This is a genomic window from Limnohabitans sp. (assembly GCF_036804465.1).
Lineage (GTDB): Bacteria > Pseudomonadota > Gammaproteobacteria > Burkholderiales > Burkholderiaceae_C > Limnohabitans.
In genome coordinates, this window is record NZ_DAIRSK010000008.1 from 60,969 (window position 1) to 74,753 (window position 13,785).

The window sequence follows — 13,785 nt, forward strand, 5'->3', positions numbered from 1 at the left end:
TCTCAATGGGCGCTTAGCGCTTTTGGCTCAGGCTGGCAATGTACAAGGCGCGCAAATCACTGACCAAGTTGCGGTCCAAGGACAAGGTGGTCTCATATGTGTCGTCACCCACCGGGGTGATGCTGACCAACACTGCGCCGTAGATGACGCCTTCCACGCGGGCACGGAACGTGTCACTCATCACGGTCATGTCAGCCACGGTGGTGCTGGCATCGAGCTGTTGGCCATAGACCTGCTCTGTCAAGGCGCGGTAGGCGTCAAGTTTGGAGGCGCGGATGGCCAGCAACCGTTGTTGGGATGCATTACGGTGGTTTTGAATGCTAATGACCGCATAGCCTGTGGCCACCAAGGTCTCACGCTTTTGGGTCATGGGCGTGATCATGCTGGCGCTCTCCTCCACGCGAACTTGCGTCTGCATGGGCGGTGGCGTGTTGGCGCAAGCGCTCAACAAAAGTGCGGAGGCTGTGACAGCCCAAAGGGTGGTGCGGTTCATGTCTGTGTCCTTGAGAGGTCTCCCCTTTGATTCGGCACAGAACCTTGCACCTTTAACAATTTGAAATACGAATACTTTTTCTGTCTTGTGAAAGATTTTTTGTCATCGACAATGATCTGTAGGAATTTTTGACATGAAGCCCACCACACACTTTATTGGCTCTAGCGAGTCAGCTGCTACCTTGCGCCAATTGGTGGCCACGATGGCCAACTCCAACGCCACTGTGATGATCACGGGTGAAAGCGGCACAGGCAAAGAGCTGTTGGCTCGGCTTTTGCACGAGCAATCGGAGCGCTGCGGTGCCAACTTTGTTCCCATCAACTGCGCAGCCATCCCCAAGGATTTGTTGGAAAGCGAGCTGTTTGGCCACCGCAAGGGCGCTTTCACGGGGGCTGTGGCGGACCGCATTGGTCGATTTGAGCTGGCGCACGGCGGCACCATCTTTTTGGATGAAATTGGCGACATGTCGCTGGACATGCAGGTCAAGTTGCTACGCGTGTTGCAAGAACGCACCGTCGACCCGATTGGCGGCACCCGCCAAGTGGAGGTGGATGTGCGTGTGGTGGCAGCGACGCACCGTGATTTAGAAACCGAAATAGCCGCTGGTCGGTTCCGCGAAGACTTGTACTACCGCCTCAATGTGTTGCCCATGGTGACACCTCCGTTGCGTGAACGCAACACAGATGTGGTCGAGTTGTTGGCTTTTTTTGCTAAAAAATGCGCCAACTTTGGCAAGCAGCCGATTCGCTTCAAACCCGACTTCATGGCGGCTTTGCAAAAGTACCCTTGGCCAGGCAATGTGCGTGAACTCTCCAACGTGGTGGACCGCTTCAGCACCTTGTACGCAGGCCAAGAGTTGGACTTGCGCGCCATCCCCCCCACCCTGCTGCCCAAAGGTTTGGTGTCTGCGCAAGCCGAGCTGCAAGCGCAAGCGCCTTTGCTGGCCAAGATGGAAATGACGCCACCGCCCGAGGTGCTGGCCGAGATGGGCGACGAGTCACAGGACGAGGACAACGAGATTGAGGGTCTGATCATGTTGGCGCAAGGCATGCCGCAGTTGCCGCCCGAAGGCTTGTCGCTCAAAGAACGCATGGCGCAAATTGAGCGCAGCATCATCGAACAAGCGCTGAGCCGCAACTCTGGCAACGTGTCACGCACCGCCAAGCTGCTGAATTTGCAGCGCACCACCTTGATTGAAAAGATCAACAAGTACGAGCTGCGGCCTGCGGCTTAGGCCACGCGTTTAGTCTGGGTCGTTGTAGAGCACCGTGATGCTCATGCGACGGTTACGAGGGTCGCGAGGGTCTTTGGGATTGAACGGGTCGGTGTCAGCCACACCCTCAATGCGGGCGAATCGACTTTCCCTGATGCCGCTCTTTTCTAGCAAAGCACGGGTCACTTCTGCGCGCTCAGCAGACAAAGACCAGTTGTTGCGGCCTTCTTTGTTGTTGAAGGGCACGCTGTCGGTGTGGCCACGAATGGCAATCTTGTTGGGCATGTCCGCCAACGAGGCGGCAATTTCACTGATCAAGCTGGCCGCCTTGCCCTGCATGCTCATGCCGCCGCTGGGGAACATGGCAAAGTCGGCTTTGTCGATGATCTCAATGCGCAGTCCCTGTTTGTCACGGGTGACCGCCACTTGGTCCTTCAGGCCCGCCAGTTTTTTGTTTTCTGAGAGCTTTTGTTCAATCTCTTTTTCGAGTTTGTCAAAGTCAGCTTTTTCTTGTGCGGCAGCAATTTCTTTTTTCTGCTCAGGCGTGAGCTTGTCAGGGTCTGAGTAGGGGTTGTCGTTTTCTTTGCCCGGGTCAGTGCTGGGGTTGGGGCCACCTTCTGAGCGCGGGGTCAAGCGTTCCAAAAGACCTGTTTGCTTGGCTGCAAACGGAAAGCCATCGGGGTCAATGATGGATCGGCCACCCAACACACCGTTGGAGCCCGCGAGTTGACCAATGGCCACCAAACTTTGTGAGGTGGGTTTGAAATAGTCGGCAATGCTTTTGCGCTGGTCTGCGTTGGACGCGCCCAACAGCCACATCAACAAGAAGAAGGCCATCATGGCCGTCATCATGTCGGCCAACGCAATCTTCCAAGCACCACCGTGAGCACCGCCGTGACCTTCATCAATGATTTTCTTGATGATGATGACGGGCGCAGGGGCAGCCTCTTTGTCTTTGTCGGCTTTGTCTGTTTCGCCCGCTGCGGCAGCCGCTTGTGCGGCGGCGGCCTCGTCTTGTTCGGTAGCCATTATTTCCTCAGCGCGTCAAAGAGTTCGCCAAAGGTAGGCTGCTGATGGTGGTTGATACACACCCGGGCCCCTTCAATGATCAGAGGAACGGGGTAGCCATGCATGTTGCCAATGATGACTTGCTGAGCCACTTTCATGCACTCGCTGTCTTCGTCAATGATCTGTACCAAGCGCTTGCCAAAGGGCTCAAAAATACCGTAAGCCAAGAACACGCCCAAGAACGTTCCCACCAACGCGCCACCAATCAAGGCGCCCAGCACAGGCGGTGGCTGGTCAATCGCGCCCATGGTCTTCACCACGCCCAACACGCAGGCCACAATACCCAGCGCGGGCAATGCGCCTGCGAGGGTAGAGATGGCATCTGCGTTTTGCATTTCGCTGTGGTGGTGGTGCTTGATCGAGGTGGTCATCACGTCTTCCACCGCATAAGGGCTCAAGGTGCCAGAGGACACCACCATCAAACGGATGGTGTCGCAAATCAATCCCACCAAGCCATGGTCGGCCAGCATTTTGGGACATTCCCCAAAAATGGCACTGGCCTCGGGGTTCTCCACATGAGATTCCATCGCCACAGCGCCTTCGGCCTTGAGTGTTTTCATCAGTTTGGCAATGACCGCGATGATGGCGATGTAGTCGTCCTTTTTGTAGCGTGGCCCCTTGAGCACACGCCCCATGCCGCCCCAAGCGCCTTTGAAGATGGCGCCTGAGTTGCCGGTGATCATGCCACCCACGCCAGCACCACCAATGATGAACATCTCGAATGGGGTGGCTTTGATAATGGGCGCCATGCTGCCGCCGGCGATCACAAAACCACCGAACACGCAAATGAACAGAACGACCAAACCAATAATTGCTGACATCTCACGCTCTCCCCAAGCAGTTTGGCGCACCCAAGTCTATGAACTTGGATGCGCCTAAAAATTGTCCCAAACAGTCTGCAAGATTAACTGATAAATAAGGCAATTCTGCTGAAAAACAGAAAAGCGTTATCAGTTCATCATGCTGGCAGGTCGGTTACTCGCTGGCACCAGAGATGGCATGCCATCCCAAGCGTCGCGAATTTCGCGCATCAAACCATGAATCTCGTCCAAAGCCGCCAAATCATTGTGGGCATTGGCATGAAACAAGCGGCGGGTCACATAGCTGTACAACTCATTGAGGTTGTTGGCCAGATCGCCACCTTTTTCAAAATCCAAAGCGCCTTGCAGGCCAATCACGATGCGGCTGGCGCGTGCAATGGCTTTGGATTTTTCAGAAATATTTTTGTGCTGGATATGGCCACGTGCCGAAGACAAACTCTCCAGCAACCCATCAAACAACATTTGAATCAATTGCACATTGTTGGCCGAGGCAACACCGCTGCCGACTTTGACATCGCCGTAACTTTGAATGGCTCGTGAATTGGCTCGCATCTGATAACTCCTGGGTGTTTCTTAACGTACACCAGCAGTATCGGAAGAGTCTGCGCAAACTTGAGCTGGATTCATCTTAAACAGGCTTGACTTCAGCGTCACTCGTCTCTTGCGGCAAGGCCGCAGCCATTGGCTCTGCCAGCATGACCGCCTCGACTGTCTCAGCGGCAACTTCTTGCCGCTGTGCGTCTTCATAGGCTTGCACTTGCTCGCGGCCCTGGGCCAGTTCTTCGGGCGTGAGTTGACGCGACATGCTGTCTTCTAGCAAGCCGTCACCCAGCACCTCTGCCTTGGCGGTCTGATCGGTCAAGGCCAGCATGGTGTCTTTGGTGTCTGACGCATCGGCCACGGGAACGTCCTCAAATAAGAACTCGGAAAATGGAACTTCGTTGGTGATGCCCACGCGTTGGTAGAGCATGTCCACCACGCTGTCCACCGTTTGCTTCAAACGCACCAGCACATCAGGGTTGGGGTCGTTGGCATAGCTGCCCGCAAACTCCAAGGCTGAGCGGTAAATACTGCCCAAATGCTGCGGCGGCAACCAAGACTGGATGAAGCCACGGGCGGTGGAGATTTTGCGCATCGAGCTGGGCACTTTGCTTTCGTCGCCGCCCACCTCTTCTAGGCCGTCTTTGAAGGTGGCCGTGATGTGTTCACGCAAAATGGGTTCGTAGTGGGGACGCAAAGCCTCGATCATGCTGGCGTCAAAGCCCTCGACTTGTTTGCCATTCATGGCGTCCCAGAGCTTTTTGCCCTCTAGGCCAGAAAACAACAGGTCGCCAGGGATTTCTGGTTCTGACTCTGACATGCCCAACATACCGGACGTGCCTTGGTTGTCAGGTTGAGGCGCCTCGTACATCTTGGCCAAGTGATTGACCTTGTCGATGAGGTAGAGCGTCAAGATGACCAAGAGCAACAAGACCCAAGAGATCATGTTCATCATGAAATTACTCATGCGCGTCTCCTTGTCTCGACCTTCTCGGTTGAAGAGGCATCACCCACTTTGAGGGTGCCTCGCAGTTTTTTGACCACAGACGACAAAATTTGGCTCACGCGCGACTCGCTGACGCCCAAGGTTTCGCCAATTTCTTTGAGGTTGAACTCTTCCACGTAGTAGAGCTGCATGACGAGCTGTTCGCGCTCGGGCAATTGGGCAATGGCGTCGGTCACGGCGTCCATGAACTGCGCCTCTTCCACAATCACTTCGGGTTGCTGCGAGCTGTCGTCGGCAATGGACATGACCTCTTCGGTGACCACTTCCATGGAATAGGTCTCGAAGCGTTTGGCTTTGCCACGCTCACGGTGAAACTCTTCCAAGTCTTTGCCCATGTACTCAGCAATTTCGGCTTGGGTGGGCGTGCGGCCCAACTCGGCTGCCAAAGCGTGTACCGTGGTGTTGTGTTCTTTGTTGAAGGCCACGGCCGAGCGAGGAAGAAACGACAGGCGTCGCACCTCGTCCAACATGGCACCGCGCACACGGCTGTGAGCGAAGTTTTCAAACTCAATGCCTTTGACAGGATCGAAGGCGCGCGAAGCTTCGAGCAAGCCAATCATGCCAACTTGAATGAGTTCGTCGAGCTCCATGAAGGCGGGAATACGGGCCTTCAAGTGTAAGGCCACGCGTTTGACCAGTCCCAAATGGGCCATGACCAAGTCCTCGCCCTTGGGCTTGCAAGAACCGTACATTTCGATAGGTGATAGTGCTCTCATGTCTCAGACGAACTGTTTTGCATCAGTCGCTCCATGAAAAATTGCAGACCGCCCGAGGGGTGGTCAATAGATCGCAAGTGTGTGCATGCCTCGGCTAAGCGCATGTAATCACGAGCAGCGGCTGTGCCAGGGGCAAGTTCCATCACCGACTGGTATTTTTTGAGTGCGCGCAACACCATCTCGTCGTCTTCGATCGAGGTGAGGTAGTGCACCGACTCACCCAAGAAACGCACACAGACGTCGTTGAGTTTTTTATACAACTTCCAGCCTTCGGACTGGCTTTTGACCATGTTGGGCAAGAGGTAGATTTCATCCAACCCCATCTCTTTGCTCAAGATCTTGATGGTGCCGTAGGCGTCCGCAATGGACGATGGATCGTCTTTGACCACGATGAATCGGCGCTGGCATGCGGCCAAGAACGACAACACGGATGGCGAAATGCCTGCGGCCACGTCGACGATCAAATAGTCCACGTCGTCGGCCAACACACCAAACGACTGCACGATGCTGGCTGCTTGGAGGTCGCTGAGGCCCGCCAACTCTTGCATGCCCGAGGCACCTGGAATCAGCTTCACGCCTTGGCGGGTGGTGATGAGAATTTCTTGCAGGGTTTTTTGACCTGCGAGGAAGTGGCCTAAGTTGTATTCGGCGCGAGCGCCCAAGGCAATTTGTGCGTTGGCCAAACCAAGATCGGCGTCAAACAGCATGACGCTGTGGCCCAGTTGCGTGAGCGCCACCGCCAAGTTGATAGAGGTGGTGGTTTTACCCACGCCACCTTTACCGCTGGCAATGCCGATGACTTCTGTTCTGCGTGAATTACTCATGGGTCATGCCTGTGGTTTCGGTTTTAAATTTGGCTGCAATCTGTGCCAGTTTGGAAGCCGCCAGCTCATTGACGGCAGCTTCGCGGGCATTGAGTTGAAGGTGTGCTTCGGTTTCGGGCAAAGGCAAGTTGTCGAGCGCGCATTGCACCAAACCTGCCAAAGACACGTCTTGCACCAAGTCTGCTGTGCGCTCGCCGTGGCTGGCGACGGAGACGCTCAAGGCCTTGTCGATCAAGAACTGCAACAAAGCCCAGGGTTGCGTGGATTCGTCGAGCTTGCTGAGCATCAAGGAGGCCCAGACGTTGTCGACGCTGTCAAAGACACGGCGGATGTTGGCGGCCGATGCGTCGGCTGGAATCACTGCATGGCACTGCACGTTCAAATCAAAGGCCCGAATTTCAGCCAAACGCTCGTTCATTTGCACACCAGCGGTGTCAATCAAGATGAGTTTGCGGTTGGTGTGTTCGTCGAGCAAGAGCTTGAGGGTCGACGCGTTGGTGGCACGGAAAGCGTCCACACCTGATTGGGCGCACAACAACTGGGTTTGGTTCCAAGCGCCAGCACGCTGGTCTTGGAAGCTGATGACCATGACTTGTTCGCTGCCATGCAATTGCGCCGCGTGTTGGGCCAAGCGGGCCACCATCATGGACTTGCCAGCGCCCGAGGGGCCAGCCAAAGCATGGATGCCTGACACCGGTGTTTGCACTTGTTCTTGTTCCACAGAATGGGCCAATTGGCGGCTCAAAGCACCCAGCGCGTCGGCCATGTTGTGGTGGTCTTTGATGTTGTCGATCAGCAAGGCGCGCAAAGCGACGGGGATGGGTGCATCGTTCAGGGCATCACGCAAAGGCGCAATGGCAGGGGGCAAGGGCATGCCGCCGTGCTGCCAAGCCGCCATTTGTTGACCGAGTTTGAATTCGCGGCGCAGCGAGTTGAGCTCTTCGCGCACCAAGGCCACGATTTCGCGCCCACGCAGGCTGTCGTGTTCTTCGGCGGCGCGTTGGGTGGTCTCCTCTACGGGCTGAGTGGTCGCTTTGACAGAAGGCTTGGCTTTGGGCTTGGCCGCTTGGCCAGGCTTGGCCGCCATTTCCACGAGCGGCTTGGCGACTTGGGTGGCTTGGCGCTCGCGGGCATCGCGTTTGTTTTGGTCGATGGTTTGGCCCAGCAACACATCAAATTTGCCACTTGGCTTGGAGGTGCTGGCGTATTGGGTTTTCACAAACGGATCAGCCTCCTCAGGCGTGAGGGGGGCCAAGTCCACCGCCACGATCAGCTCGGTCAAGCCATTGACCTGACCGCTCGAGATGACGAGCACGTCCGGGCCATATTGGGCCACGGCCTTTTCGTTGGCGGCGCGAATGTCGCGGGCAAGGATGCGTTTGAGTTCCATAGGTTCAGCTCACTCTGTCTTTGTGATGGGTTTGCGGGTTATCGGGCTTTGGCGTCTACGGTGTAGATCACTTTGACGGCCTGATCATCCGGAATTTCGCTGTAAGACAGCACAGTCAAATCGTTCACGCGGAATCGTGAGGCTTTAGACAGCCAGCCACGAATCACAGGGGACACCACCAACACAGCGGGGTGACCCATTTCTTCTACGGTGCGCGCGCCTTCGCGCAAACCGGCAAATAAGTTTTCAGACAAGCCAGGCTCCATCACCACAGCTTGGCCAGGCTGGCTTTGCTGCAAGACGTTGTGCAGCAGCTGCTCCAGCGATGGCTCTAGCGTCATGACTTGCAAGCCGTTGTCGCTGTCGATCAGGCTTTGCATGATCATGCGCCCGAGCTTGGGGCGAACCATGGCGGTGAGTTGTTCGGGGTCTTGCGTGCGGGTGCTGGCCTCGGTCAAGGCTTCAGCAATGGTGCGCATGTCACGGATCGACACCGATTCGGCCAACAAGTTTTGCAAGGTGCGGGTCAAGATGCCCAAGGACAACTTGCCTGGCACCAAATCTTCCACAATCTTGGGCGACTTGGCCGCGAGCTTGTCGAGCAGCTGTTGGGTTTCGTCGTGGCTCAACATGTCAGAGGCGTTTTCGCGCAGCACTTTGTTGAGGTGGGTCGAGATGGCGGTGGCCGCATCGACCACGGTGTAGCCAAGGGTGCGGGCTTGGTCGCGTTGTGATGGCTCAATCCACACGGCTTCTAGGCCAAATGCGGGCTCACGCGTGGGAATGCCTTCCAATTGACCATACACATGGCCGGGATTGATGGCCAGCTCGCGGCCCACTTTGACTTCGCCCTTGCCCCGCACCACGCCTTTGAGCACGATGTTGTAAGCGTCAGGGTCGATGTTCAAGTCGTCACGGATACGCACAGGCTGGACCAAAAAGCCCAACTCGGCTGACAATTTTTTGCGCACGCCTTTGACGCGCGTCATCAGCTCGCCACCGGTTTCGGCGTTGACCAAGGGGATCAGGCCGTAGCCAATTTCCAAACCAATCAGATCGACTTGGTCCACATCGTCCCAGTCGAGTTCTTTGGGGCCTTCAACTGGCACCGCATCTTTGACGGCTTGTTCGGCTTGCTCTTCTTGGGCGTCACGGCTGACGATCATCAAGCCCAGACCCGCAGAGGCCAAAGCCAAGGTGATGAACATGAGGTGTGGCATGCCAGGCACCATGCCCAAGATCAACAAAATCACGGACGAGATGAACAAGGCTGTGGGGTTGGCCAATTGCAGTGAGGCTTGCTCAGAGATGGATTCGGAGGTCGTGACGCGTGTCACGATGATGGCGGTGGCCAGTGACAGCAACAACGACGGAATTTGAGCCACCAAGCCATCACCAATGGTGAGCAAGGTGTAAATCTTGCCAGCTTCAGCCACGGGCAAGTCATGTTGGACCACACCGATGATCAAGCCGCCGATCAAGTTGATCAACAAAATCAACAAGCCAGCGATCGCGTCACCACTCACGAATTTGGAGGCACCGTCCATGGAGCCGAAGAAGTCAGATTCTTGGGCCAGCTCAGCGCGGCGCAGCTTGGCGGTTTCTTGGTCGATCACGCCAGCGTTCAAATCGGCGTCAATCGACATTTGTTTGCCCGGCATGGCGTCCAAGGTGAAACGAGCATTCACTTCAGAGACGCGGCCTGCACCTTTGGTCACCACAATGAAGTTGATGATCATCAAAATCGCGAAGATGATGAAGCCCACCACATAGTTACCCGCAATCACGAACTCACCAAAGGCTGCGACCACTTTGCCAGCAGCTTCATGGCCTGTGTGGCCGTCCACCAAGATCACACGGGTAGAGGCCACGTTCAGCGCCAAGCGCAACATGGTGGCAAACAACAACACGGTGGGGAAGGATGAAAACTCAAGCGGTTTGCGGGTACCGATGGCGATCATGATCACCACCAAGCTAATAAGAATGTTGAAAGTAAACAAAAAGTCCAACAACAACGGCGGCAATGGCAAGACCAGCATCGCCATGATGACGAGCACCACCACCGGAATACTGAGTCCGGAGAGGTCAAATTTCGACAAGTTCTGTCGAATCGTTGACAGAGTGAGAGTGCTCATTGATGAAATCCAGTTGGAAGTGGAACGTTTAGATTGCTTTTTGCCTTGAAAAAATTGTCGAGGCATGTTCACCAAGCAAACGATGTGCCAAGTCAAACTGACACTGATGAGCCCTTGCGCTGGGAGCGGCAAATACTGACCTGTCACGGTTCTTGCTTAACTCGATGGCAAACTCGTTTAAAGACCACCATGAACCTGTCCAACTACCTTCAAATGCCACCCGCACCGCTGGTGCCAAACAGCAGCCCAAACACGGCGCCACTGGGCGCGCGTTCTGGTGCAGGCGCGTCTGCGGGCGCCAGTTTGGGGTTTGATTTCGCTGAGGTCATGGCGCGCCAAATGGAGCGCTTGGTGCCCCAAGAGCGGCAAACTTTTGCCGCTGATGGGCCCGAGCAGCCCCCCACCGAAGAACACACACAAGATTCGCGCCCAGCCGAAGACCCGCGTCGCCACGCACGGTCTGATTCAGAACGTGCACCCCGCGAGACGCGCGCAGATCAATCCGCTGCAGACGATGCGTCAGACACGCAAGCTGCCAAGCATGCACACCAGCGCAACAAGGCGGCGGCCCAAAAAGCACAACGCATGGATGTGGATGCCTTGCTAGAAGACCTGATGCAAGGCGCACCTGTTGCACCCATCGCACTCCCCTCACCCGTTGCCACAAGCGTTGCCACAAGCGTTATCAGCTTAGACGCTGCAAACGCAGTTGCCGCCCAACAAGCTCCCAACGTTGCCACCGCGACCGCGCTGCAATCGGTGGCACTGAGCCCACACATGCACATCATCACCGACCCCAAACTAGCGCCTAGCCCTGAGAGCTTGGCTGCTTTTGCCAAGTCCATGGGCTTGGATGAGTCGACCATTCACAACTTATTGACCCAAACACCCACCACCGCCACAGCTGCCACCTTGCTGGCGTCTGCCGCGGGCATTCACGCCACCCCCCTGACTTCTGGCCTAGCTGCCAACACCACCGCCTTGCATGCAGCGATGGGCGCAGGTTTTGAAGGCGCGAATCAGTACACGGCCCCCGACGCTGAGAGTGCCATAGCCACCCAGCTGGCGGCCATGGCTGCCTCTGCTCAAGCCCCTTTGGCCGCTTCTGGCGCAGGCTTGGCAGCAGCTGCCACCACCTTGGTGGCGCCCCCCTTACCTGGCTTGACGCCCAGCGACATGGCAGCCATTCAACAATTGCAAATCACCGTCTTGCCCGCCGCCGTGATGCCCGTCCAGACTGGCAACGCCGAAGCGCCCATGCCCAGCACACTCGATGTGTTGTCGCTGTTTGGCACAGGCGTGGACGAGCAAGACGTGAGTGCTCTTTTGTCGCGCTTTTCTGAAGATGCAGGCGGCAACAGCAACACAGAGCAACAACAGGAATCCTCCCAGGAAGGGAGCAACTTGAGCAGCTTTGCCCAAGCCCTGAGCCGCAGCCACAACGCGGCCCCAGCCACCTCTGCCAACGCCGCACCCACAGCCGCCCATATGGGCGATGTCTATGACCAGCTCAGCGACAAGATGGCCACTGAGATGGCCGCGCGCATGCACAAGCAGCTCAGCGACGGCGAATGGAAAATGAAATTTGCGCTGCGCCCCTCTCATTTGGGCGGGGTTGAAATTCAACTCGAGATGAAAGATGGCAAGCTCGATGCTGTGTTCAGCGCCGACAACCCGCTCACCCGTGACTTGTTACAAAACAGCAGCCAACGTTTGCGTGAGGCACTTGCTAACTTTGGCATTCATGCCGGTCACGTCAACGTGGGCCAAGGCGGTAGCAACAACCCTCACAACAGCTCTGGCCATGCGGCCAAGCCGTCCCAAGTTAGAGACAATTCAACTGCGCAAGACAACGAATCAGGCACTGTCTCCAGCACCACCCTTTCCCGCAACAAGGCCCATGCGTCCTCGCTGGACCTTTATGCATAAATTACACGTGACAATCTGAACATTAGGAGAATGAAATGGCAACAGAAGCAGCAGCAGCACCGACGCCAGAAGTCGTCGAAGGCGAACCAAAGAAAAAGAAACCAATTCTTTTGATCTTGGTGATCGCGTTGTCCGTGATCGTCCTGATCATGTCCGTGACATTCGGCACCTTGTATTTCTCTGGCTACTTTGAACGCAAGAGCGAAGCCGCGGCGCACGAAAAAGTGGACGAGTTAGAAAAAGACGCGGCGAACGCCAAAGCCGCGACGCCTGAGAGCATGGCCAAAGTCAAGAAGGATGCCGAAGCCACACGCTTTGAGAACACCTATCTGCAAATTGACAAAGAATTCATGACCAACATCACTGGCTCTAAAAAAGTCATGGTGGTTCAGATGGCGATCATGACGCACTATGACTCACGCGTCTTTGACAACGTCAAAAAGCATGAATTTGCCATTCGCTCGGCCGTCTTAGATGTGATGCGCCAAACCACAGAAGCCGATGTCGCCAAGACTGACTTTCGGATCGACTTGGCCGCCAAAATCAAAGTCGTGATGAACGAGATGCTCATGAAGTACGAAGACTTCGGCGGTATTGAAGACGTGTTCTTCACTTCTTTTGTGATGCAGTAACTTTGAACCGCCATGAAATCTAACCTGCTCTCGGACGAAGAACTGGCCGCGCTGTCGGAAGGCGTGCGCGACGGTTCGATCGAGACCGACACTGGCTTTAACAACAGCGTGCGGGTGCGCAAGCACGACCTCGCCAGCGAAGACAGCAGCCTGGGTGTGAACGTGTCGTCGATCGACATGATCAACGAACGCTTCATCCGGCTGTTCCGACTTGGCTTGCTTGAGGTGCTGCGTACCAGCCCGCGTGTGAACCCCACACGCGTGCAAATTTTGAAATTTGGCGACTACCTCAAAGGCCTGCGTGCCCCACTGTCGGTCAACATGATTCGCATGAATCCGCTGCGCGGCAACTCGGTGATCATCATCGACCCCAATGTGGTGTTCAGCTCGCTCGACAGCTTTTTTGGTGGCTTTGGCAAGGGCGTGGGCGAGTTACCACCCAGCCGCTTGTTCACGCCGACTGAATCACGCATCATCAAAATCATTCTGGAAGTGTTCTTTCGCTCACTCACTGAAGCGTGGGGGCCCTTGATGCCCATCGAATGCGAACACGTGAGCTCTGAAATCAACCCTCAGTTCGCCCAGATCGCCGACGAAAACGACTTGGTGGTGCTGAGCCGCTTTGAAGCCGAGGCCACGGCCAGCGGTGGCAAAGGCTTCATTGACTTGGTCTACCCCTACGCCACCTTGAAGCCTGTGCGCGAGCTGCTCAGCAGCCGTGTGCAAAGCGGCGAAGGCAACGAAGAGTCAGATAAGAAATGGCGCTTGGCCCTCGCCGCCGCTGTGGGCGACGCCAAGCTGGATTTGCAAGTCACCATGGGTGAGATCAAAACCACGCTGCACCACTTGAACCATTTGCAAGAAGGTGATTTGTTGTTCTTCAAAAAGGATGACACGGCGCTGATGAGCACCAATGGCGTCCCCGCATTTCACGTCAATGTGGGCACACGCGGCTCACAAGTGGCGGTGCAAATTGACCACGAACACGTTCACGGCAAACCCTGAGATAGGAATCCAT

The 13,785-nt window shown here is 55.9% G+C and carries 13 protein-coding genes; 4 read left to right on the forward strand and 9 right to left on the reverse strand.

Annotated elements, in window-relative coordinates; genetic code table 11:
- Positions 1-13: 13 nt before the first annotated feature.
- Positions 14-493, reverse strand: a complete 480-nt coding sequence (locus V7Q41_RS05850; protein ID WP_333844133.1) for an LPP20 family lipoprotein — start codon at positions 491-493, stop codon at positions 14-16.
- Positions 494-626: 133 nt separating this feature from the next.
- On the opposite strand from V7Q41_RS05850, the gene V7Q41_RS05855 reads away from it, so the two are divergent.
- Positions 627-1,727, forward strand: a complete 1,101-nt coding sequence (locus V7Q41_RS05855; RefSeq protein ID WP_333844135.1) for a sigma-54 interaction domain-containing protein — start codon at positions 627-629, stop codon at positions 1,725-1,727.
- 9 nt (positions 1,728-1,736) lie between these two features.
- Here V7Q41_RS05855 and V7Q41_RS05860 read toward each other — a convergent pair whose 3' ends face one another.
- The 8 genes from V7Q41_RS05860 to flhA all read right to left on the reverse strand — a co-directional run bounded on the left by V7Q41_RS05860 (position 1,737) and on the right by flhA (position 10,206).
- Positions 1,737-2,735, reverse strand: a complete 999-nt coding sequence (locus tag V7Q41_RS05860) for a flagellar motor protein MotB (protein WP_333844139.1) — start codon at positions 2,733-2,735, stop codon at positions 1,737-1,739.
- Positions 2,735-3,595, reverse strand: coding sequence for a flagellar motor stator protein MotA (gene motA / locus V7Q41_RS05865; protein WP_333844142.1), 861 nt, complete (start codon positions 3,593-3,595; stop codon positions 2,735-2,737). The genes V7Q41_RS05860 and motA overlap by 1 nt, the downstream gene beginning before the upstream one ends.
- 129 nt (positions 3,596-3,724) lie before the next feature.
- Entirely contained in the window at positions 3,725-4,147 is a 423-nt protein-coding gene (gene fliS, locus V7Q41_RS05870) for a flagellar export chaperone FliS (RefSeq protein ID WP_333844144.1), read from the reverse strand.
- Between the two features lie 76 nt (positions 4,148-4,223).
- Entirely contained in the window at positions 4,224-5,102 is an 879-nt protein-coding gene (locus tag V7Q41_RS05875) for a hypothetical protein (RefSeq protein ID WP_333844147.1), read from the reverse strand.
- On the reverse strand, positions 5,099-5,857 hold the full coding sequence (fliA, locus tag V7Q41_RS05880; RefSeq protein WP_333844149.1) for an RNA polymerase sigma factor FliA: 759 nt from the start codon (positions 5,855-5,857) through the stop codon (positions 5,099-5,101). Before fliA ends, V7Q41_RS05875 begins: the two co-directional genes overlap by 4 nt.
- Positions 5,854-6,681, reverse strand: a complete 828-nt coding sequence (locus V7Q41_RS05885; RefSeq protein ID WP_333844151.1) for a MinD/ParA family protein — start codon at positions 6,679-6,681, stop codon at positions 5,854-5,856. Before V7Q41_RS05885 ends, fliA begins: the two co-directional genes overlap by 4 nt.
- The gene (locus V7Q41_RS05890; RefSeq protein WP_333844153.1) at positions 6,674-8,071 is read right to left on the reverse strand and encodes a hypothetical protein; all 1,398 of its coding nucleotides are present in this window, start codon (positions 8,069-8,071) and stop codon (positions 6,674-6,676) included. The genes V7Q41_RS05885 and V7Q41_RS05890 overlap by 8 nt, the downstream gene beginning before the upstream one ends.
- A gap of 38 nt (positions 8,072-8,109) precedes the next feature.
- Positions 8,110-10,206: a flagellar biosynthesis protein FlhA gene (gene flhA / locus V7Q41_RS05895; RefSeq protein WP_333844156.1), complete on the reverse strand. Its 2,097-nt coding sequence runs from the start codon at positions 10,204-10,206 to the stop codon at positions 8,110-8,112.
- Positions 10,207-10,395: 189 nt separating this feature from the next.
- Between flhA and V7Q41_RS05900 the strand changes: the two genes are divergently transcribed.
- The 3 genes from V7Q41_RS05900 to fliM are packed head-to-tail and all read left to right on the forward strand — an operon-like array spanning position 10,396 to position 13,772.
- A complete protein-coding gene (locus V7Q41_RS05900) occupies positions 10,396-12,135 on the forward strand; it encodes a flagellar hook-length control protein FliK (RefSeq protein ID WP_333844157.1) in 1,740 nt (579 codons plus the stop codon).
- A gap of 35 nt (positions 12,136-12,170) precedes the next feature.
- Complete coding sequence (locus V7Q41_RS05905) at positions 12,171-12,767, forward strand: flagellar basal body-associated FliL family protein (protein ID WP_333844159.1); 597 nt, start codon at positions 12,171-12,173, stop codon at positions 12,765-12,767.
- Positions 12,768-12,779: 12 nt separating this feature from the next.
- Positions 12,780-13,772, forward strand: coding sequence for a flagellar motor switch protein FliM (gene fliM, locus V7Q41_RS05910; protein ID WP_333844161.1), 993 nt, complete (start codon positions 12,780-12,782; stop codon positions 13,770-13,772).
- Positions 13,773-13,785 lie beyond the last annotated feature (13 nt).

Excerpts from the sequence above, each read along its gene's own strand:
- V7Q41_RS05905 (WP_333844159.1), top strand. The coding sequence starts at position 12,171 with ATGGCAACAGAAGCAGCAGCAGCACCGACGCCAGAAGTCGTCGAAGGC.
- V7Q41_RS05875 (WP_333844147.1), bottom strand. The coding sequence starts at position 5,102 with ATGAGTAATTTCATGATGAACATGATCTCTTGGGTCTTGTTGCTCTTG.
- V7Q41_RS05855 (WP_333844135.1), top strand. The coding sequence starts at position 627 with ATGAAGCCCACCACACACTTTATTGGCTCTAGCGAGTCAGCTGCTACC.
- motA (WP_333844142.1), bottom strand. The coding sequence starts at position 3,595 with ATGTCAGCAATTATTGGTTTGGTCGTTCTGTTCATTTGCGTGTTCGGT.
- V7Q41_RS05900 (WP_333844157.1), top strand. The coding sequence starts at position 10,396 with ATGAACCTGTCCAACTACCTTCAAATGCCACCCGCACCGCTGGTGCCA.
- flhA (WP_333844156.1), bottom strand. The coding sequence starts at position 10,206 with ATGAGCACTCTCACTCTGTCAACGATTCGACAGAACTTGTCGAAATTT.
- V7Q41_RS05860 (WP_333844139.1), bottom strand. The coding sequence starts at position 2,735 with ATGGCTACCGAACAAGACGAGGCCGCCGCCGCACAAGCGGCTGCCGCA.
- fliS (WP_333844144.1), bottom strand. The coding sequence starts at position 4,147 with ATGCGAGCCAATTCACGAGCCATTCAAAGTTACGGCGATGTCAAAGTC.
- fliA (WP_333844149.1), bottom strand. The coding sequence starts at position 5,857 with ATGAGAGCACTATCACCTATCGAAATGTACGGTTCTTGCAAGCCCAAG.
- V7Q41_RS05850 (WP_333844133.1), bottom strand. The coding sequence starts at position 493 with ATGAACCGCACCACCCTTTGGGCTGTCACAGCCTCCGCACTTTTGTTG.
- V7Q41_RS05885 (WP_333844151.1), bottom strand. The coding sequence starts at position 6,681 with ATGAGTAATTCACGCAGAACAGAAGTCATCGGCATTGCCAGCGGTAAA.
- V7Q41_RS05890 (WP_333844153.1), bottom strand. The coding sequence starts at position 8,071 with ATGGAACTCAAACGCATCCTTGCCCGCGACATTCGCGCCGCCAACGAA.
- fliM (WP_333844161.1), top strand. The coding sequence starts at position 12,780 with ATGAAATCTAACCTGCTCTCGGACGAAGAACTGGCCGCGCTGTCGGAA.